The 20,639-nt window shown below is 56.4% G+C and carries 20 protein-coding genes and 1 pseudogene; 7 read left to right on the top strand and 14 right to left on the bottom strand.

The features are described 5' to 3' along the window. Positions 1-140: 140 nt before the first annotated feature. From M0974_RS31960 to M0974_RS31925, 8 genes are all read right to left on the bottom strand, one after another. On the bottom strand, positions 141-1,001 hold the full coding sequence (locus M0974_RS31960) for a hypothetical protein (protein WP_297846161.1): 861 nt from the start codon (positions 999-1,001) through the stop codon (positions 141-143). 666 nt (positions 1,002-1,667) lie between these two features. After that, on the bottom strand, positions 1,668-3,146 hold the full coding sequence (locus M0974_RS31955; RefSeq protein WP_297846160.1) for an aldehyde dehydrogenase family protein: 1,479 nt from the start codon (positions 3,144-3,146) through the stop codon (positions 1,668-1,670). Next, complete coding sequence (locus tag M0974_RS31950; RefSeq protein ID WP_297846159.1) at positions 3,139-4,251, bottom strand: hypothetical protein; 1,113 nt, start codon at positions 4,249-4,251, stop codon at positions 3,139-3,141. Before M0974_RS31950 ends, M0974_RS31955 begins: the two co-directional genes overlap by 8 nt. 10 nt (positions 4,252-4,261) lie before the next feature. Further along, positions 4,262-5,413: a Xaa-Pro peptidase family protein gene (locus M0974_RS31945; RefSeq protein WP_297846158.1), complete on the bottom strand. Its 1,152-nt coding sequence runs from the start codon at positions 5,411-5,413 to the stop codon at positions 4,262-4,264. Between the two features lie 66 nt (positions 5,414-5,479). Beyond that, on the bottom strand, positions 5,480-6,334 hold the full coding sequence (locus tag M0974_RS31940) for an ABC transporter permease (RefSeq protein WP_297846157.1): 855 nt from the start codon (positions 6,332-6,334) through the stop codon (positions 5,480-5,482). Further along, entirely contained in the window at positions 6,331-7,179 is an 849-nt protein-coding gene (locus tag M0974_RS31935) for an ABC transporter permease (RefSeq protein WP_297846163.1), read from the bottom strand. Before M0974_RS31935 ends, M0974_RS31940 begins: the two co-directional genes overlap by 4 nt. Position 7,180: 1 nt before the next feature. After that, positions 7,181-8,296: an ABC transporter substrate-binding protein gene (locus M0974_RS31930; RefSeq protein ID WP_297846155.1), complete on the bottom strand. Its 1,116-nt coding sequence runs from the start codon at positions 8,294-8,296 to the stop codon at positions 7,181-7,183. A 77-nt stretch (positions 8,297-8,373) separates the two neighbouring features. Beyond that, positions 8,374-9,474, bottom strand: a complete 1,101-nt coding sequence (locus M0974_RS31925) for an ABC transporter ATP-binding protein (protein WP_297846153.1) — start codon at positions 9,472-9,474, stop codon at positions 8,374-8,376. A gap of 130 nt (positions 9,475-9,604) precedes the next feature. On the opposite strand from M0974_RS31925, the gene M0974_RS31920 reads away from it, so the two are divergent. Then, positions 9,605-10,498 (top strand): LysR family transcriptional regulator, encoded by an 894-nt coding sequence (locus tag M0974_RS31920; protein ID WP_297846151.1) that lies wholly within the window; start codon positions 9,605-9,607, stop codon positions 10,496-10,498. A gap of 4 nt (positions 10,499-10,502) precedes the next feature. Here M0974_RS31920 and M0974_RS31915 read toward each other — a convergent pair whose 3' ends face one another. Next, positions 10,503-10,862, bottom strand: a complete 360-nt coding sequence (locus M0974_RS31915; protein WP_297846149.1) for a cupin domain-containing protein — start codon at positions 10,860-10,862, stop codon at positions 10,503-10,505. 18 nt (positions 10,863-10,880) lie between these two features. Further along, positions 10,881-12,278, bottom strand: coding sequence for an FAD-binding oxidoreductase (locus M0974_RS31910; protein ID WP_297846148.1), 1,398 nt, complete (start codon positions 12,276-12,278; stop codon positions 10,881-10,883). 159 nt (positions 12,279-12,437) lie between these two features. Here M0974_RS31910 and M0974_RS31905 point away from each other — a divergent pair, with 159 nt between their 5' ends. The 4 genes from M0974_RS31905 (at position 12,438) to M0974_RS31890 (ending at position 15,858) form a co-directional block, all read left to right on the top strand. Beyond that, positions 12,438-13,253 (top strand): nuclear transport factor 2 family protein, encoded by an 816-nt coding sequence (locus M0974_RS31905; RefSeq protein WP_297846146.1) that lies wholly within the window; start codon positions 12,438-12,440, stop codon positions 13,251-13,253. Between the two features lie 508 nt (positions 13,254-13,761). Then, positions 13,762-14,115, top strand: coding sequence for a DUF2946 domain-containing protein (locus M0974_RS31900; protein ID WP_297846145.1), 354 nt, complete (start codon positions 13,762-13,764; stop codon positions 14,113-14,115). 84 nt (positions 14,116-14,199) lie between these two features. Next, positions 14,200-15,225, top strand: coding sequence for a TonB-dependent receptor (locus M0974_RS31895; RefSeq protein ID WP_297846143.1), 1,026 nt, complete (start codon positions 14,200-14,202; stop codon positions 15,223-15,225). A gap of 204 nt (positions 15,226-15,429) precedes the next feature. Continuing rightward, positions 15,430-15,858 (top strand): TlpA disulfide reductase family protein, encoded by a 429-nt coding sequence (locus tag M0974_RS31890; RefSeq protein WP_297846141.1) that lies wholly within the window; start codon positions 15,430-15,432, stop codon positions 15,856-15,858. Between the two features lie 106 nt (positions 15,859-15,964). Here M0974_RS31890 and M0974_RS31885 read toward each other — a convergent pair whose 3' ends face one another. The 3 genes from M0974_RS31885 to M0974_RS31875 form a co-directional block, all read right to left on the bottom strand. Further along, positions 15,965-16,594, bottom strand: coding sequence for a LysE family translocator (locus M0974_RS31885; protein WP_297846139.1), 630 nt, complete (start codon positions 16,592-16,594; stop codon positions 15,965-15,967). A 228-nt stretch (positions 16,595-16,822) separates the two neighbouring features. Next, a complete protein-coding gene (locus M0974_RS31880) occupies positions 16,823-17,272 on the bottom strand; it encodes a GNAT family N-acetyltransferase (RefSeq protein WP_297846138.1) in 450 nt (149 codons plus the stop codon). Between the two features lie 106 nt (positions 17,273-17,378). Further along, complete coding sequence (locus tag M0974_RS31875) at positions 17,379-18,263, bottom strand: LysR family transcriptional regulator (protein WP_297846137.1); 885 nt, start codon at positions 18,261-18,263, stop codon at positions 17,379-17,381. A gap of 114 nt (positions 18,264-18,377) precedes the next feature. Between M0974_RS31875 and argC the strand changes: the two genes are divergently transcribed. Together argC and M0974_RS31865 are read left to right on the top strand one after the other, a co-directional pair. Continuing rightward, positions 18,378-19,301: an N-acetyl-gamma-glutamyl-phosphate reductase gene (gene argC, locus M0974_RS31870; RefSeq protein ID WP_297846136.1), complete on the top strand. Its 924-nt coding sequence runs from the start codon at positions 18,378-18,380 to the stop codon at positions 19,299-19,301. Positions 19,302-19,447: 146 nt separating this feature from the next. Beyond that, positions 19,448-20,068 (top strand): annotated as a pseudogene (locus tag M0974_RS31865) (glutathione S-transferase family protein); the annotation flags it as partial. Positions 20,069-20,228: 160 nt separating this feature from the next. On the opposite strand, the gene M0974_RS31860 reads toward M0974_RS31865, so the two are convergent. After that, a partial coding sequence (locus M0974_RS31860; RefSeq protein WP_297846134.1) for a D-alanyl-D-alanine carboxypeptidase family protein occupies positions 20,229-20,639 on the bottom strand: 411 nt, incomplete at its 5' end.

Below are 20,639 nucleotides of genomic sequence, written 5' to 3'. Positions count from 1 at the left end.
GGTGCTCGGTGTTTGATTGATGAGGGCAATGTAAGGATGGAGGTGTGCGAGGAGTGGGACACACATCCGACAATAAGCGACAGGGCCACAGGTTTTGTGGCAGCCAATTTAGTCAACAAGGGCAACAGTAGCCGACGACATCACGGGTTCTTTGATCTGGTCTTTTTTGACCGCGCTATCACTGCTGTCGAAGTTCCCGTGAAAGCCCTGCTTACGCGGTCCAGCATGGGAGAGATAAGCTGCATCATTCTGTCACTCAGCAATCCGAGAACAAAACCAATAGTCAGCGCTCCAGGCGTGCTCGCCGTTACTTCCAGCGAAGTACCTCCTAATTGCAGAGTGATCCATTTGTTCTGAATGATGAAAGCAGCACCCAGCACCAAGACTATGGCTATCATAAAATCAATTTCATGATGCGTGGCTTTGATCATTGCCGTCGGATACGCGGCAAGCTCATTTATGTGCATTCGATGCCACAATAATGCCGCGGTTGCTCCTGAGGCAGTTGCGATAAAGAGCAGCCAGTTGCCCAGCACAAACAACGAAGCTGTTGCCATCATTAAGCAGAGCAGACCGATCACAAAAAACAATAACATTACTATCAGGCGTAGCTTGATCGATTTAATAAGATGAGGGCGAAGCTGATCGTTTGCCCACCCTACCAAGTCGCTATTAAGTTGCTCTAAACGCTTTCGAGCGTCCCTCGCGATAGGCTCGCAAACAAGCCCGCCAAAAACGATATTTCGAAGTCGACCAATGCTGGCGCGATACGTTTCCTCATCATTGATGTAATCAACGCACCAAGAATAGGTTACGCGCGCGTCTTCAGAAAATAGGTACTGCCCTGTGGGCGGGTCCGCAGCCTGATCTTTTGGGAACCAATCGAAATCACTGTCATCGTCCTCCATTTGATCTTCTATATAGTAGAACCCGTTCTCTGGCGAAGCAGTTTGTGCAACCATCGCTCCGCCATCGCCACTGGCCTTTCTTCGTGCGACCATGATTTATCCCTAGGGTATATTCCGACCGCAGCTTTGACATTTTTTATTAGTGGGCCCATGCCGACCGGCTTCCCTTTAATCAGAACTTGGAGATCGTGTTGAACATCCGACAAGTCTGTAGCAAATCGAATATTTTCAAGGAAATTCGATAGATCGTTGAGTTCCAGAAGAAGCTGCTTATCAAAAGTCCCTCTGGTTTCCGCCTCGCCAAGTGGAGAGTTACTACCCTCTAGTTGGCTACGCCATATTTCAAGATGAGGAAGTAACATATCGGAACACCCCATGCGGAGATGGATAATTTGGTCAGCATAGACCATCCAGCCCGTTCGAAATGGCCACACTATCGGATGCGGGACGAACGGCAGTTTTCAGGGCTAGCGGCAGTGCGAACGATCTGGTCGATTACAGACTGTCGCGAATGGCTGCAATGGGTCCAGGCTGTGTGAAAACAGGACTGACCGGCATGCTGCCTAGAGTCCGGTTAGATAGCACCTCCACCAGCTTTCCAGACTGAAGGTGCAGATTTTCTACCGCCAGAGGCACTGAAATGATGCCAAGTCCCGCCGTTATGTAAGCGCCGCCAAAGTTGAAACGCATCGCTGGCAACTGATCAACCGTAAAGCTTTTATCGCCGTGCTGTTGCTCCGGGCTACGAAAAAATGAGCCTTAGTTCAAATACCACCCCCAAGGTTCGCCGTTGTATTGGGTGATCTGTTTGGTCTCCAGGTAGTTGTTGTAGCCCCACTCCCCCAGTTCGCGCCCGATGCCACTCTGCTTGTAACCGCCCCAAGGTGCTTCAACGAAAGTCGGTTGCGAGCAGTTGATCCAGACGATCCCGGCGCGGAAACGTCGAGCGACCCGTTCGCAGCGTGGGATATCTCGGGACATGACCGCCGCTGCCAAACCGAACGGCGAGTCATTGGCCTGGCGGATCGCCTCGGCTTCGGTGTCGAATGCGCGCAGGCACACCACTGGGCCGAAGATCTCCTCGCGCCACACCGAACTCTGTTCCGGCACATCCGCGAAAATCGCCGGACTCAGGTAATAGCCCTTCAGCAGATGAGCCGGACGAGTGCCGCCCGAGACCAGTCGCGCGCCCTCTTGCTGACCGGACGCAATGGTCGCGAGGACTTTGTCCAGTTGCCCCTGGCTGACCAATGGCCCAAGTTTCACGCCATCCTCGAAACCCTGCCCGATCTGAATCTGCTCAGTGGCTTCGATCAAACGGTCCAGCAACGCCGGGTATAATGCGCGCTCCACCAATACTCGCGAAGTGGCCGAACAGACCTGGCCCTGATTCCAGAATATCCCGAACAGAATCCATTCCACCGCAGCGTCGAGGTCACTGTCGGCGAAGATGACGAAGGACGATTTACCGCCCAGCTCCAAGCTGATGTTTTTGATCCCGGCCGCTGCCGCTTGCATGATCTTGCGCCCGGTCGGCACGCTGCCGGTGAAGGCGATCTTGTCCACGTCCGGGTGTTCCGCCAGCGGCGCACCAGCCTCGCGCCCCAAACCGCTAACGACGTTTAGCACGCCTGCCGGCAAGCCTGCCTGATCAGCAATGTCCGCCAGTTCAAGAGCTGTCAGCGGCGTCAGTTCCGAAGGTTTGAGCACTACGGTGCAGCCAGCTGCCAGCGCCGGAGCGACTTTCCAGGACGCCATCAACATCGGAAAATTCCACGGGATGATCGCGGCGACGACGCCGACCGGCTCCTTGATGACCGAAGAGCTGAAGCGCTCATCCGGCACGCTGATAGATTGCTCGCTATGTTGGTCCGAGCCTTCGGCGAGCCCGGCATAGAAGTCGAAACAACCGGCGGTATCAGCGATGTCCCACAGCGCTTCCGGCAGCGGCTTGCCGTTGTCGCGCACCTCGATGGCCGCCAGATGGTCCTGACGCGCACGAATGCCGTCAGCGATTCGCCGTAGCACTTGCGCCCGTTGCACCCCGGTCCAGCGCGGCCAATCACCGTCGTCGAACGCCTTGCGTGCGGCGGCGACGGCCAGGTCGATGTCTTGCGCAGTGGCGGCCGCGACCTGTGCCAGAACCGATTCGTCGCTCGGATCAAAGGTCTCGAAAACCCCACGCTGTACCGGCGCGATCCATTCGCCGCCGATGTAAAGCCGTTGATAGTCACGCATAGGAAAGCTCCCAGCCAGCCTCTTGCAGCGCTCTGCCCAGTGCCGAAATATCGTCATGACTTCGCGCTTCGAACGATGGCATGTACGCCAATGGGTCCGCCAATGTCGATGCCTGCCCCAAAAAACCTTGCGCCGCCGCATGCAAACAAAATGCGCTGTAGGCCGGGTTGTAACCGCCCTCCTGAACGATCAGCAATCGCCCTTCACACTGTTCATCGGCGAACCGTCGCGCGCGTTGTGCGAGACGATTGAAACCGTTCATGGTCAACAGTTGCCGGCCATTCGGATCGAACTGCGAAGCATCAAGACCGTTGGCGATAATCAGTAGCTGTGGCGCAAACGCTGCCAGTGCGGGCTCTACAAACCGCTCAAATGCCAGTTCATAAGTCAGGTCTCCAGAACCCATTGGCAATGGAATATTCAGGTTGCTGCCAACACCTGCGCCTGCACCCCGCTCATCAACACCACCGCTCTGAAGATGGCTGGGGCCCCAGGCGCCATGATCCATGTGCAGCGACACGGTGAGCACCGTCGGGTCTTGGTAAAAACCCTCCTGCGTGCCGTTGCCGTGATGCACATCCCAATCGACGATGGCCACACGTTCGATTCCAGCGGCCTGAGCTGCCCGCGCCGCCACAGCGACGTTATTGAAAAAGCAGTAACCGTCGGTCATATCGGGCGCCGCATGATGCCCCGGTGGCCGGACCAGGGCCATGGCGGGACGCCGTTCGCGAAGCGTTTGCTCCAGCGCGGCGATACTGGTGCCGGCGGCGGCAAGAAGCCCGGACATCCCGCCGGCATTGATCAGGGTTGTACTGCTGAACCGCCGCCCTTGATGGTCTGCCGCCTGGATCGTCGACAGGTAATCATCGGTGTGGAAGCGCAACAATTCATCGCGTGTTGCGTGTCGGCCAGTGTGCCAGTTCAAATGCCCGGCCACCGGGCCGTTGCGCAAAATCGCCCGCATGTTGATCAGCCGCGGGCTGCTTTCCGGGTGTTGGGTTTGCGTCTCCAGAAGGTCACTGGGCGGCGCCTCGAACACCCCGTAACCGGTGTCGTGGCGCAGCACATCGTCATGCCAGAAAACGTCCATCAATGCAGACATAAGGCGTTCCTCAGTCGATGATCATCAGCTCGGGTGGAATCTCCGACAGGCTGCGCGAGCCGTCCGCTTCGCACAGCACGGTGTCGCCCAGTTTGATGCCGAAGCCTTCGGAATAAAGGGAAAGATTCGGCTCGATCGAAAACGACATGTTCGGCTGGAACACGTGATCGTCGGCTTCATCGACCATCATTGCTTCGAGCCAGGTCGGTGGATATGCCAGCCCAAGGCTGTAGCCGATTCGGTGCACACGGGTACGAGACAGATCGATGCGGTCGAGGATTTTGTTGCACACACGGTTCGCCTCACCGACCGGAGTACCCGGCTTCGCGACTTCGATGGCGGCGTTGAACGCTTCCGTCAGCAGCGTCGAGACCTCACGCACACGTGCAGTCGGTTTACCGATGACTGCCGTGCGCATCAGGATCGCGTGGTAGCGGTTACACACACCCGCATGTTCGAGAATCACCACGTCGCCGGGGCTGATGGTGATGCGATGCGGCATTGCGTGGGTCATGGTGCTCCGGCGCCCAGTCGCGCACATCGGGCTGATCGCCGAGTACTCGCTACCGGCCTCGCCCAAGGCTTTGGAAACTACGCCGGAAATCTGAACTTCGGACATGCCGGGACGCAGCGCTTCGAACGCAGCGCGCATACCGTAATCCGCCATGCGTGCGGCACTGCGCTGGAATTCGATTTCTTCCGCCGTTTTGATCAGACGTTCTTCGGCAACCACCACCGAGGCGTCCTCGAAGTGCGCGTTTGGCATGTGCCGCAGCAGTGTGGTGTATTGCAAGGCGCTGAAGGTCGAGGCCTGCATCTCCAGGCCGATACGGCCCTGGCTCAGCCCCAGACCTTCGAGCGAATCGGCAACGATACGCAGCGGGTCCTGCTTGGCGATGTCGTAGAAAATCCCCTCTTCCAGGCAAGACAATTCATAGGTGCAAGGCTCTTCGCTGGTGCGGGTCAGGAAGATCGGATTGGCCAGCTTCGGCGAAATAATCAGCGCCTGATACCAAAGGAATCCCAGGCTATCGAAACCCGTCAGGTAGTTGATGTTATCCGGATAATTAACCACCAGAGCGTCCAGGCCGCGCTCACTCATCCGGCGTTTTACAGCTTCGATTCGTTGACGATAAGTGCGCAGGGGAAATGCAGTCATCATGAGGTATCCCTCCTTAGGGAAAAGGTGAACGGGTAACACGTAAAATGCAGGAAAATTGCGGGCCGGCTAGCGACCCGGTGAGTCAGCATTTTTGTCGTGCCGGTAAAGGCGCACCAACAAAACGATTAGGGTGATGAAGATCATCAGTGTGGATACGGCAGCGATGGCCGGATCAAGGTTGTAGCGCAGGCCATCCCATATCCGCTTGGGTAACGTGATGACGTTGAGGCCACTGGTGAACAGCGTGACCACAACCTCTTCCCAGGACATGATGAAGGCCATGAAGAAGCTGCCCGCGATACCGACACGCACGTTCGGCATCAGCACTTGGCGGATGGTCATCCACAGCCCGGCACCCAGTGAGCGGGAGGCTTTGTACAGGCTGGTATCGAGTCGACTGTAAGCCACCAGCATTGCGATCAACGAATACGGCAGCGCCATCATTAAATGACCAAAGCCCACCCCCACAAGTGTGTCGAGTTGCTGAACCTTGGCCCCCAAGTAGTAGATAGACATGGCGGAAACCACCTGCGGCACGATCATCGGCAGCAACACCACTGCTGTCAGCACGATGCGATGGCGCGGTTCCAGCCAGATACCGGTGGCGAACATGAACGAGAGCCCGGTACTGACCACCCCGACCGAAACGGCCAGCCCAAGGCTTTGCAGGATCGAACTCAGCCATGCGCCGTTGAGCAGTTCCAGATAGTGCCGAAATGACCACGCTCCCTCGGGAAATGCCAGGTAGCGCTGGTCACCGAAAGACAGAGGCACGATCACCAGGATCGGCAGCAGTAAAAACACTGCCGCCAGCAGCAGCCCGGTAAACGACAGCACCTTCGCGATATCGATACGCGGCTTGAATCGCGCCGTGACTGGCGTTTGTGCAGCCAGCTGACGCATTGTAGGCACCGTACTCATGCGGCTCTCCCGGTAAAACGGCCAAAGCCAACCAGTTTGCCGAACACCACCGCGCAAACCGCGACCATCAACATCAGGACAATGCTCAGCGCTGCACCCAGCCCCCAGTTGGACAACTGGAACATCTGGATATAGATACTCTCCGCCAACATCGCCGCCTTACCGCCACCCAACAGTGCCGGCGTCACAAAACAGCCCAGGCTGAACACAAACACCGTGGCCGATGCCGCCGCGACACCCGGCAAGGTCAATGGTAAAAACACATCTTTAAGCGTGGCCCAACGGCCCGCCCCCAGACTGCTCGCTGCCCTGAGCAAGCCGTCATCGATCTGGCGCATGGATGACAGCAAAGGCAGCACGGCGTAAGGCACCATAAAATGAACCATGCCGATCAGCGCGCCGACTTCATTACGCACCAGCGCCAGTGGTTCATCGACGATCCCCAGCGTCAACAGGCTCTGGTTGATCAGTCCATCGTTGCGCAGCAACACCAGCCAGGCGAACGCCCGAATCAACATCGACAGCCAGAATGGCAACAGCACGAACAGCTCAATGAACTGCCGCCCGCGCCCCGAAGCGAATCGCCAGCGATAGGCGATCAGATAAGCGATGGCGACACTGATCAGCGTCGTCAGCAGACAGATTCGCAGCGTCCGCCAGATGACCGCATGAATCGTCGCGCTGTCGATGATGGTCGCGTAATGCTGGACCCCGAGTTGCGGCAGAGTGAGGCTCCAGCCCAATACACCCAGCGTCGGCAGCAAGTAACCGACGAGGATGATCACCGGTAGCGGCAGGATCAACAGCGCATAAATCCGCAACGTGCCTTGGGAACCCATTCGCATATCAGCCACCAATCAACGCCAGGTAACGTTCGAGAGTTTCACCGTAGTGATCGGCGTACCAAAGGTTGTTCATGGAGACTTGCTTGCTCAAGTTATCGGGTGCAGTGGGGTTGATCCGCTGAAGCTCAGGTGACAACAGCGCGTTCACCTTGGAGTCCACCGGCCCCATGTTGTAGACCTCCATCAGCTTCGCCTGGACTTCGGGGCGCAATGCATAGGCGATGAATTTCATGGCGTTCGCACTGCCGGCCGGGTTGTTCTTGGGCACCATCCATACCGAAGGCGCGACGATTGCGTTATCGAATGTCCAGTCAATCGCACCACCGGTGTCGTGTTTCACCAGCTCTGCACGCGTGTGCCACATCTGGCCCATCGTGGCTTCGCCGTCACGCATCAGTTGTTGCGACTCGGCACCCGTTGACCAGTGAGTGACCACATGCGGCATCAGCTCTTTGATTTTGCGCAGCGCGCGATCCACGTCCAATGGATACAGCTTGTCGGGTGCGACGCCGTCAGCCAGCAATGCACACTCCAGGTTGGCGCTCATCCATTTGTAGAGCGTGCGTTTGCCCGGATACTTTTTCACGTCCCAGAAATCCGCCCAGCTTTTCGGCGGGTTCTTGCCGAAGCGCTTCGCGTCGTAACCAATCACATAGCTGTAGGTGTAATTTGCCAGGCCAAACTCATGAATGTCGCCGTAGCCAATCAGGGACTTATCGACAATCGAATAATCAATCGGCGCCAACACGCCCTCTTTACCCAACCGGTAGGAGGAATACATTTCACCATCGCACACGTCCCAGCGAACGGCGCCGCTGTTGACTTGGGTCTTGACCGCACCTTCGGTGGGACCACTGCCATCGATCTTCAATTTGAGGCCGCTGGCTGCGGTGAAATCCAGGTAACTCTTTTCAAACGCCGGAACCGCATCGCCGCCCCAGTTTGCCACCACCAACGATCCGCCCTCGGCGAATGCGCTTCGCAGCGGGCCCAGTCCCGCCATCGCTGCCGCGACCATAAGAACCTGGTTGAAACTGCGACGACTGAGCGTGCCAGCCTCGAGTCGTTCCTGGGCTATTTCCACTGCGTCGTCGATAAAGCGCTGTTTGTCTTTCATCCTAGGTATCCCATGTAAAAGGTTGTGGGCAGGTGATCGAACCAGTTTTTATTAGGTATTTTTTATTAGGTATTTTCTTAGTTGGAAATCAGGTGGCCATGCTGCCGTGACCACGTGCACCAATAGGGTTGTCCACGCTCCAGGTTGTTCAACATCGGGTGGCTGACGGGAATACGCAGCGCCATGGGTTGTGCATCATCCAGGCGCATATCGAGACTGACGTGTGTACCCAGATAGGTCAGCTTTTCCATTCGGGCAACGACGCCGTTACCGCCACCGGCCTGCGCGAAAGGCTGCAGATCGACATGTTCGGGACGAATCGCCAGCCAGCTTTGGCCCCTGTTGCCCACTGCGGCCTGATCGACGCTCTGATTAATCGCCAGTGGATGGCCCTGGTAATCGCACATCAGCGCGCCCTCTTGGAGACGGATGCCTTGTACGCCGAGCAGGTTCATATCACCGAGAAAATTGGCAACGAAGCGGCTCGCGGGACGTTCGTAGACTTCTTGGGGCGTGCCCAGTTGCTCCAGGCGCCCATGATTGAAAACCGCGACCCGATCAGAGAGCGCCAATGCTTCTTCCTGGTCGTGGGTGACAAACACGAAGGTCGTGCCGAACTCTTTGTGCATGCGCGCCAACTCGACCTGCATCTCTTGGCGCAAACGGCGATCAAGCGCAGAAAGTGGCTCATCCAGAAGCAGCAATGACGGCTCGAACACCAGCGCTCTGGCGAGTGCTACCCGCTGCTGCTGTCCGCCGGAAAGCTGCTTGATACCGCGGTTACCTTTACCCTCCAGGCCGACCCGCTCCAGCATCTGCCCTACTTTTTCGGTGATCTGCGCGGCAGGCACTTTGCGAACTTTCAGTGGGTACGCAATGTTCTGCTCCACGGTCATATGCGGGAATAATGCATACCCCTGAAACACCACACCGAAGTCACGCTGATCAGCCGGCAAATGCGTGATGTCCTGGCCGTTGCGCTCAATGCGGCCTTCGGTCGGCTGTTCAAAGCCTGCCAGCATCATCAAAGTCGTACTTTTGCCTGAGCCGGACGGTCCGAGCAAGGTCAGAAATTCACCGCGTTTTATGTGCAGGGTCAGGTCGCTTAGAGCACGGATTTCTCCGTATGACTTACCCAGTCGTAGCAGATCAACAAAGTGCTCATGCTGAACCGACATTCAAAATCCCTCGCTCAGAACCGGATAAGTTGTTACCGCGTGCCGCCATATTCAGGACAAATCAGATTGACATCAAATGATTTGTTTTCTAGCTTTAATGTGAATTTAACTAACCAAAAAGACCTTGAAAATGGCCCTTAAAGCGACTCGCCGACTCCCCTCCCTGATCGCTTTACGTGCGTTTGATGCACTGGTGAGACAAGGCAGCACGGGCGGCGCGGCGCTGGAATTACACGTCACCCACAGCGCAATCAGCCATCAGATCAAGAAGCTTGAAGAAGAGCTGGAAGTGGCACTGGTAGAGCGCCACAGCAAGGGCGTGCACCTGACGTCGGCGGGAAGAAAACTCAGTCAGCTGGTCAACGGCGCCTTCGAGCAACTGCGTGATATTCAAACCGCGCTGCCCACCTCAACCCCCTCAGGCAGCCTGCGAATCGCCTGCGCCGCGGCACTGCTGGCGCGCATATCAAAGATCGTCGATCGTTTCCTCAAGGACTACCCGGACGTCTCGCTGTACCTATTGCCCATCGATAAAGCCAACCAGAGCACCGACATGGTGATCTCGTTCGGCGACAGCGAAGTCGAAGGCCAGCGTATCGCTGCCTTGGGCGACATCATGTACTTTCCGGTTTGCAGCCCACGCCTTCTGAACGGCAGCGAGCCACTGCGCAAACCGCGTGATCTGGAACGACAGGTGTTATTGCATGAGGATGAAGGTTACGACTGGAGTCGCTACTTCCTGGCGGCGGGAATTCCCAGCCTTCAGGGCAGACAAAACATCTACTTGCCGAACGCCGCACTGACCATCGATGCGGCCATTGCCGGTACTGGGATTACCATCAGCGATCACATTCTTGCGGGCGAACAGTTGGCACAGGGGACGTTGATTCGTCTTTTCGATATCGAGTTTCCAGCTCCGCATCCGTACTTCATCATCATGCCGCCGCGCGGCGCGAATGACCTGGCAAAAGCATTTTCAGACTGGCTGATGCGTGAGCTGGAAATGATTGCGCGCGTGGGCTAAGACCTCAGCCCCTGAGGATCATGAACACCTTGCGCACGGGCGTGAGGTTTTCCCAGGTGCCTTTGAAGCCAGCGGCAACTACAAACGTTGCGCCTGCCCTGAACTCCTGGCTGACGCCATTGCTGTCGGTCAACCGAACGTGACCTTCGAGCAGATGACAGAGCTCGTCGTAGCCACACTCACATCGCTCAAGATGCTCCGGCGCCTCCCATATTCCCCCAGTGGCTTTTTTCCCGGGGTCCACAAAATGCCGCCAACTGCGGCTGCGATAAGGGATATCGACCAACAATGGATCGCTGGTTTCCAGCTCAACAACGGGCAAATCAGGGTTGGCAAAATCGATAATGTGCTCAGGCTTACTCATGGTCACGCTCACTCCAGTTCAAGAATCAAAGCCGATACCCAGCACATCAAATCCTTTGAGCAACCAGTCGCGGTGCCCGGTAAGGTCTTCGCGGGCCAATGAACGCTGCGCCAGCGACACGCCCACATAACGCAAGGGTTCTGGTGGAAACGGAAAAGGCGCCGTCGAGGTCATTGCCAGTTTCGTGCGTTCGGTCGATTTGCCCTCGAGCAAATCAAGCATAGTGAGTGCCGCGAAACGGCTGGCGGACACGCCCTGCCCCGTAAAGCCCTGGGCGTAGGCAATGCGACCGTCGGATGATGTTCCGCAGAACATTGTGGTGCGCGCGGAGGTATCGATGATGCCACCCCAAGCATGGCTGAACGTGATGTCTGCCAATGCCGGGAATGTCGATTGAAATTGCCGGGCCAGTGTTGCGAAGCTTTCCGGGCGTTGCGTCAACGCCTCATCGCGCCGGCCGCCGAAGTGATAGATGGCGTCGTAACCGCCCCAGAGGATGCGGTTATCCTCGGTTTTACGCAGGTAATGAAACTGATTGCCGCTGTCGGCTATCCCGTAACGCCCGACCCAGCCGATGGCACGCAGTTGAGCATCGTCGAGCGGCTGAGTCGCCAATGCGTAGTCATAAATGGGAATGACCTTGGACTTCAGCTCCCCCAGCAACGGCGGCGCGATGTTAGTGCCAAGTGCGACTTTCGCGGCTTTGACAGTGCCCAGTCCGGCGTCCAGTACCTGATGACTGCCGTCTTGATGCAGGGCGGCTACCGGCGAATGTTCGAACAGCTGCACACCTTGCGCAAGGCATACACGTCGCAGTTCCGAGACCATCTTGACCGGGTTCAACAACGCATAATTGGGCTCGAATAATCCGGCGATATAGGCCGGTGAATCGAGGTGTGACTTAAGCGCCTCACCCTCCAGATATTCGCAGGCGATACCAAAGCGCTCGTAGTTACGCTGCATCGACCTTAGCCCTTCCACCTGCCAGGGTTTGCTCGCCACGTTCAACTTACCGGAGAGTTCAAACGCCACGTCCATACCGTAGCGCTGAAGATCCTCCTTGAATGCCAACAGGTTTTCCCTGCCCAGTCGCACCAGTCGCTCTGCTTCCTTGGGCCAACGTTTCAGCGCATTGGAGACACCGTGGGAAATACTTGGCGCGCAGAATCCGCCATTACGACCGCTGGCCTCGCCCCCGCATCGCCCGGCTTCAAGCACAACAATGGTTGCGTCAGGCCAGCGCTGGCGTGCCATCAGCGCCGTCCATAACCCAACAAATCCGCCACCCACAATCGCGATATCACAGGTTACTTCACCCGTGAGCCTCGGTGCGGCGGTCGCATCCGCTCGCGTTTCCTGCCAGACAGGATAAGGCCGAGCGTCAGCCAGGGACTGGCTCGCGATGTAAAGTTTCATGCACTCATGCTCCGTAAAAGTTCATGCGCCGACGCTAAAGCAATAACGGGCGCTTTCACAGGCACAACGGGCTGGCAAACATCGCAGCGGACACGGGCGGAAAAGCACGGCTTCTGGAATACTCTGGGCTTTGCCCTGATCTGCACCATGGAGCCCGTCGTGGAAGTACCTGATCTACACACCACCCCCGTCTTCCAGGCGGAGCCGTCGAGCACACAGACCCATGAAATTGCCGTGCGCTATCACGAGGCATGGAAGCGGCACGACCTGGACGGCGTGATGGCGCTCTATCACCCGGCTATCGAGTACAACGATTTTTTCCAGAACCGGACCATCGAATACTCGCAATTGCGCGACTATCTCCGGGCAAGCATGCCGGTGGGGTCAGAAGAGCTTCAGACTTACACTGACCGCCTGCGCATCGATGGCGACACCGCGTTTTTGCAGTACCGGGTGACGCTCAATGGCAGCGACGGCCTGGTTTCATTCCGTACTGTTGAAGCTCTGTCGGTTAAGGACGGTCTGATTGTTAAAGTCAACGAACACGCGGTGCTGGTCAGCCATGCACCAAGGGTAACGCGCGCGGCCTACAAAGCCGATGCCGTCAGCCGTTTGGGATTGTCGGCCCGTCAGGTAGGCGCGCTTTCCAATGATTTGCAGCAGTACTTCGAGCAGTCAAAGCCTTATCTCGATCCACGGCTGGATCTGTCTCATGTCGCAGCATCGACCGGTTACACACGTAACCAGATCTCGTTCTTTCTCAACCAGGTCCGCGGGCAAACCTTTTACACCTTCCTCAATCAGTTGCGCCTGGATGAAGCCCTTGAACGTTTGAATGCGCAAGGCCATGCATCGCGAATTGATGAGATTGCCAGCGCCTCAGGCTTCAACTCGCTGTCCACTTTTTACCGCTGCTTCAAACAAAAAACCGGGTGTTCACCCAAGGCCTATCTGCAGCAACTCGAGCACAACTAACCTCAACCGAGAAGTGAGTCCATCAAGCAGTGCTTCGTATTGAAGACTTTCTGTTCCGGAGCCGTGTACCTGACTCTGAGTCATCTCTCGACTCGCCAATACGCTCGAATTGTCCACGCCTGGTTGGAGCCACCATACTGCCTCTGCGTAAATCTCAAGTGCTCGTTTGGCAAGTGTACTCAAGGGAAACTCTGAATATTCAAGCTGCTGGCAACGGCGTGTCTCGGCGATTTAAGTTATCGTCATCATCTTTAGATACAGACTCTGCCTGCCCGTACCGATGGTCTTGGTGAAGCAAGAACATCAGTGCTTGTATCGCAGATTGCGGCGGAACGTCGCATGCCTTGTTGATGCGTTGTGCTTGTTGCCATTGTTTGTCACCCTTGGCCCCGACCGGCACCTGGATTGAAGCATTCCCAAGGCAATACCCGTATTTCGATTTTGCCATTTTGGCCTAATAACAATTAACGACGTAACCTTCGTATCCATGTCCAGGGTTTCCCACTCATTGCGTCAGCTTGCCATTTGCCTGGCCATGCTTGCAGCGTTGCTGCCGAGCATGATGCTGTTGCTGCCGGCCGCACATGGGCAGCCGATGGAGATGGGCGAACACTGCGACATGGCCGGCATGATGGGACACGCCCAGGCCCCAGACAGCCGCAAGCCCGCGCCGGATCAAGATCACGAATGCCATTGCCTGTTGTGCGTCGTGCATGCGGTAGACATCGGTTTACCGCCCAGCATCGTTCAATGGCAGCTATCCGGCCACACAGACGTAGTCCTTGCGCAAACGGCCTATAAACCGTACGTCAGTGCAGTCTGGCTGATCTCAGAGCCGCGCGGCCCACCTGCTTTTTCTTGATTTCTTTTGCGATGACAAACATCCCCAACCGTTGCGGGGTGTTTGCCTTTATGCGTTGCAACTTAATCAAGGAATGCCACCTCCATGGTCATGCCATTAGTCCGCCATACCCGGCGTACCGTATTGCCGTTCGCTGTATTGTCCGTCACCGCTTTATTCCCGCACCTCGCACAGGCTTGCGCCAGTTGCGGCTGCACGCTCAGCTCCGACTGGGACAACCTAGGCATCAGCAACTCGTCAGGGCTGAAGCTGGATCTGCGTTACGACTACCTGAATCAAAACCAGTTACGTAGCGGTACCAGTAGCATTTCCCCAAGCGCCGCGAGCCAAGTCTCCAACAACGGCAATGCGCAGGAAGTGGAAAAATACACGCGCAATGATTATCTGACACTGGGTCTGGATTACAGCTTCAATCCGAGCTGGGGCGTGGATCTGCAAGTGCCTTATATCTTTCGCAGCCACAGCACGCTGGGAACCGCATCGGACGGCGTCACCCCGGGTGATGGGGGCGGCCAGTATGGCTCCAAGACCTCTAGCGTAGGGGACGTCAAGATCATTGGCCGTTACCAGGGGTTCACACCGCAACATAATTTTGGCGTTCTGTTCGGCGTGAAGCTGCCGACGGGTGCTCATGACGACACCGCTGCGTCGACCGATCCCACCGCCCCAGGCCCTGTGGCTATCGATCGCGGTCTGCAACCCGGCTCCGGCACCACCGATGGCATCTTGGGTGTCTACTACATGGATACGCTCAACAAGAACTGGGATTACTTCAGCCAGGCAATGGTGCAGAGGGCGCTGGACTCAAGCGATCACTATCGCCCCGGCGACGGCATCAATCTGAATGTGGGCCTGCGTTACATGAGCAACGCCTACTTCATGCCGCAAATCCAGTTGAACGTGCGACACGTTGAGCGCGATGAAGGCGCCGAGGCCGACACCATCAGTACCGGCGGAACGCTGGCCTACCTCAGCCCTGGCGTGACGGTACCGCTTGGTAAAAAGGTCTCGCTGTACAGTTTCGTGCAGGTGCCCGTATATCAAAACGTCAACGGCGTGCAGCTTGCTCCGCGCTATACCGCAACCATGGGGGCTCGCTACTCGTTCTAGTTCGCAGGTAATAGCGGACTAATGATGTTGGGCGTCGGTGACACGTCACCGACGCCCAACATCATATTTTGAGTATCGGAAACCGGCTGAGCCTGCTGTGCTGAGCCAATGAAACCGAGGGGTAACCTGATGTCCTCAAAAAAACTACTGCCACTGCTCGCGCTCTGTTGCAGCCTTGTTTGTCTGCCCACATGGGCGATTGATGTGGGCGAGCACGCCCCGAACCTGACAGCAAAAACGCTAAATGGAGAAACGTTTGATTTGCAGACACAGGCTGGTCAGGTGGTGATCGTGAATTTCTGGGCGTCGTGGTGTGAGCCGTGTCGTGAGGAAATGCCGGCCATGGAAACCTACTATCAGCAGCACAAGGGCGAAGGGCTAAAGATTATTGCGATCAGCATGGATGAGCCAGAGGATGATCAGATGGTGCATAAGGTCATGGCCCATTACAGCTATCCCGCAGCGTTCCAGCGCGATGCAGATTTCCAGAGCTTTGGCCGAGTCTGGCGTATGCCGATGACCTACGTCATCGACAGGCAAGGTGTGGTGCGCAAGGATGGCAGCGTCGGAGACCCGAAAATCGATCTGCCTTTACTGGATAAACTCGTGACGCCATTACTGACAACCCATTGAGTCTCTGCCCAGGTAAACGCATCTGTACGTTACACAGCGAGAAGCGGGCTCTGAGCCAAATGACTCCAGGCGTCAGACCTCGCTTTGTGCTCTGGCATACGCCCCTTTAAACCGGTCGGTTGATCATCAGCAAACGTGCCGCCAGAACTGTCATCACCGCAGCGAAGCCATAAGCACCAAGGCGTTTAGAGATCATGCCTGTGCGGAGGCGCCCATGCAGCCGTCCGGCGCAAAGCCCGAGCAAGGAATGGAAGGCCAATGCAATCAGCGAAAGCAACAAACCCAGGAACATCAATTGCAAGGTGACGCTGCCGGCACCTATGGTGACGAACTGCGGCAGGAATACCATGAAGAACAAAAGTGCTTTGGGGTTTAGCAGGCTGTTGAGCGTGGCTCGGACAAATATCTTCCGCAACGAAGCCTGTGTAGGTTGAGTATCAGTATCCCCAGGAGGTGTCTTCAATGCCTGCCAGGCCAGCCACATCAGATAACAAGCCCCGGCCCACCTCAGCAAGTCAAACGCTGGCGCCCAACTCATCACCAGCGCACCGAGACCCGCGCTAACCATGACGGTCATCAGCATATCGGCCATGGTTATTCCTAGTGCTGCGGCGAGGCTGGCGCGCCAGCCGTGGGCAAGTGCATGGCTGGTGACGAAAGCCATGTTAGGGCCCGGCACAATAAGCAACAGCAACGCGGCAACAATGAATAGGTAGAGGTTAGTAGCGTCCGGCATAGAGTAATACTTCCTTGAGGGAAGGTAATGCTAACCCATAGTAATTAGGCAAAAGCAGATACAGTGGGAATGGATTCGGCCGCAACAGTCAGGTAGTCGAGGCTGCGGCGCAAGTGCCGCTGCATTGTTAACCAGTACATCGATCCCGCCATACTCCCGGTCGATTGCGGCGAATAGAATGTCCTCTACGAGTACATAGCGACCCTCTTCCATTCCGGTCAACATGCATTACAACCGCTTTTGCATGATGATCGTGCGTTCCGCACCGTGGAATTGATCCCGTATCGCCCGAAAGCCCAACGCTGCGTAGAAGCCCTCTGCAGTTATGGATGAAGGCACGTGTAGGACATCAAGTCCCGCGTCGACCGCGATTGATTGGATGACAGCCATGAGTTGCCTGCCAACTCCGGTCCCTTGATGCTTTGGTAGCACGAACACGCTCCTTACAACGTCCCCATCAAGGCTTGCTGTGGCGACGATACATTGAGCGACCAATGCCACATAAACTGCGCGCTGCGTCAGCAGCAACTGGACCTTCATCGGGGAAAAGCTCTGCTCGACTTGCGCGATCACATCAGGCGAGTAGTCCTGCGCATTGGACCCGCGCAAGGCGGCAATGACGATGCAGCTTATTGCGTCTGCATCCTCGGTTGTTGCAAGCCGAACCTGACAATCCATCTTGAGCACCTCGATCCGCGTGGTCGTTAGAGCATATACGTCTCGACGTGAAGAGAGCGTCGGCGATAGGCAGCTATCGGGCGCCTTTGACCCCGACAAGATGCACTTAGTCCGCGCTCAACCCCCACAATACATCCAGCACATGCTGTGTCGGCCGCTCGACGTCCCCACCACGATGGGCAATACCCAGCTGACGCCACAATAAAGGCTGCAACGGCCGCATGACGATCCTGGAATCGGGCAAAGGTGTGGAGGCTTCATGCGGCAACAGCGTCGCACCGTAACCGGCCGCCACCAGGCTTTTGATCGCGTCGTTGAAATTGAGCTGAATACGCGGAGTGGGATGCTGTCCGTCGCTGGCGAACCACTCTGACGTCAAGCGAGAAAGTCGAGTAGTGCCGTCATTCAGAATCAATGGCTGAGCCGCCAGCCAGCCGGGGGTAACGAGGTCTGGGCAATCCCAGCGGGCCGGCAAGAAAGCCATGACAGGGTCCCGACGCCACGGTTCAATCCGCAACCCCTTTACAGCGATCTGCGGCAGCGCGACCAGACCGATGTCCAACGCGCCGTCGGCAAGCTTCTTCAACGTCTCCTGTGACGTGAGCACCACGACCTGCACGTCGATAGTGGGATGGTGCTGGCCCAACGTCTCCAAGGCCTGTGGCATCAACTGCGCAATGGCCCCCGTGGAGGCTCCCAATCGCACGCGCCCTGCCAGGCCCTGAACTTGACGCTGCACTTCCTCCAGCGCCTGCTCCGCATCTGCCAATAGGCGTCGCGCACGCGTCACCAGCGTTTCGCCAATCGCCGAAGGCTGAACTCGCCCGCGCGTGCGCGACAACAGCAAACCCCCAACGCGCGACTCCAGATCGGCGATATGCAAGCTGACCGTGGGCGGCGCCAAGTTCAGCAAACGGGCCGCCTCGGCAAACGAACCCAAGTCGGCAATGGCTACCAACGTGCGCAGGCGATCCAGGCTGATTTCGCGCATTAACTGCTCCTGATTCAGAAAAACTGAATTAAATCGTTCTTAAATTCAACTTTCATTATTCTACTACCGTGCTGAAAATTGGAGCTGTTGATTCTTGCTTACGAGAGCTTTCCCATGACGACTCCCCTCATATTTATCGACGGCGACCAAGGCACCACGGGGTTGCAAATCCACCAGCGCCTGCGCGACCGGCCTGATCTACGGCTTATCACGCTCGCACCTGAACACCGTAAGGACCCTCAACGTCGCGCCGACGCTATCAATGCCTGCGACATCGCGCTCCTCTGTTTGCCTGACGACGCCGCACGCGATGCGGTGGCGAGCATCGAAAATCCTGCTGTTCGGGTGATCGATGCAAGTTCAGCCCATCGTACCCATAAAGACTGGACCTACGGTTTCGCGCAAATGAGTCCGCAGCAGGCACAACGCATCGCTACAGCGCGGCGAGTCAGCAACCCCGGTTGTTATCCCACGGGTGCGGTAGGCCTGCTGCGCCCATTGCTGGAGTCAGGATTGCTGCCCAGGGATTATCCGACCAGCATTCATGCCGTGTCAGGCTACTCCGGAAGAGGACGCATCGCAGTCGAAGAGCACGAGGGGGAAAACGCATCAAGGGCGCCTGCATTTCAGATTTATGGGCTGGGACTGACGCACAAACATGTTCCGGAAATCCAACAGCAGAGTGGCCTGGCGGAGCGGCCTGTATTTGTGCCGGCCTATGGGGCTTTTCGGCAGGGGATCGTATTGACCATACCTGTGCAACTTCGCTTATTGGCCCCGGGCATTGATGCGAGGCAGTTGCATACTTGCCTGGAGCAGCACTACGCCGATACCGATCATGTACAGGTCATGTCGATGCAGAAGGCGCAAGCGTTGGCTTACCTTGATCCGCAGATGCTTAACGGGACTGATGATATGCGGTTGATGGTGTTTGAGAATGATGGTCAGGTTTTGTTGGCTGCGGTGTTTGACAATCTAGGCAAGGGAGCGGCTGGCGCGGCAGTACAGAATCTGGATTTGATGCTTGCAGGCGCATAACTCTTCGACAGTAGCTATAGGGTGTAACGCTGTTCTTTTTACTTTCATGGACTACTGTCAAGACGACTGTTTTTTACTTCCCCGCTGGAATGGCAAAAAACGCAAGACTCATTCAGATAAATAACCCCGACCTATAAGGACATGGAATGCTGCGCATATTAGGTAGAGCATCGTCGATCAATGTACGGAAGGTACTATGGGCATGCGCCGAGATCGAAATACCCTTCGAGCGGGAAGATTGGGGTTCTGGCTTTAAGTCGACGCACACACCTGAATTCATTTCGCTGAATCCCAACGCAATGGTACCGGTGATTCAGGACGACGACTTCGTGCTGTGGGAGTCAAATTCGATCATTCGGTACCTCGCGTCCCGTTACAACGGAGTTCACCTCTATCCTGTTCAACCGAGAGCAAGGGCACGGGTGGACCAATGGACAGATTGGCAAGCGTCTGACCTCAACAAATCGTGGACCTATGCCTTCATGTCGTTGGTCAGGCAGTCACCTGAGCATCAAGACGGCCAATCATTGGCCGCCGCTTGCGGTCAATGGTCGGGGCATATGGAGATCCTCAATCGACAGTTCGAGTCAACAGGGGCTTACGTCAGCGGCGACCAGTTTTCTTTGGCTGACATACCCATTGGCCTTTCGGTAAATCGGTGGTTTGAAACACCGCTCGATCATCCGGACTTGCCTGCCGTGAGTGCCTATTACGAGCGGCTAAGTCATCGACCTAGCTACCTCCTGCACGGCAGAAACGGCACTCCGTGGCAGCACGTCAGGACATTCTGTTTCGCGGAGCATGCAGGGCCATTTCGACTCATGACGGACTATCTATGCGAGTGGAATTGCTGAACCACTGTCGCATAAATGGACGCCCGTTTAACCGAACAAGGTTTGTTGGGCCGCCGCCTACATTAAGCTGACTTTAGCCAGATCTAAATCTCCAATGCCAAGGCTCATACGCGTAGCCGGTGGCATTGTTGATCGGATAAGACATCTGGAAGCCGAATGATTCCGCGTTTTCTGCCAGCCACTCAAAAGCCAACGTATCTTCAAATTCGCGCTCTAAGGCAGCGCTCCCGGGTGTACCTATATCGACTGCACACCCGGTGTGGTGTTCGCTGAAGAACGGAGGAGCCGAGACGGTGAGAATTTGTTCAATACTCAAACCCGAGTCGAGTTTTCTTTTGATTATTGCCGCCTGCCGTTCAACACTTCTGAAGGCCGAAACAATGTAAATGTCCACCCCTTGCCTGCTGGCGGAAGTTTTCAACTGTCGCCAAGCCTGCGCAGCGATGGGTAGCAGCAAGTGCTCTCTTGCGCTTGCATCAACCTC

Origin of the sequence: Pseudomonas sp. (assembly GCF_026224925.1) — a bacterium.
Classification (GTDB): domain Bacteria; phylum Pseudomonadota; class Gammaproteobacteria; order Pseudomonadales; family Pseudomonadaceae; genus Aquipseudomonas.
The sequence above is the reverse complement of the archived record's forward strand: the minus strand, read 5'-3'. Positions and strand labels throughout refer to the sequence as shown.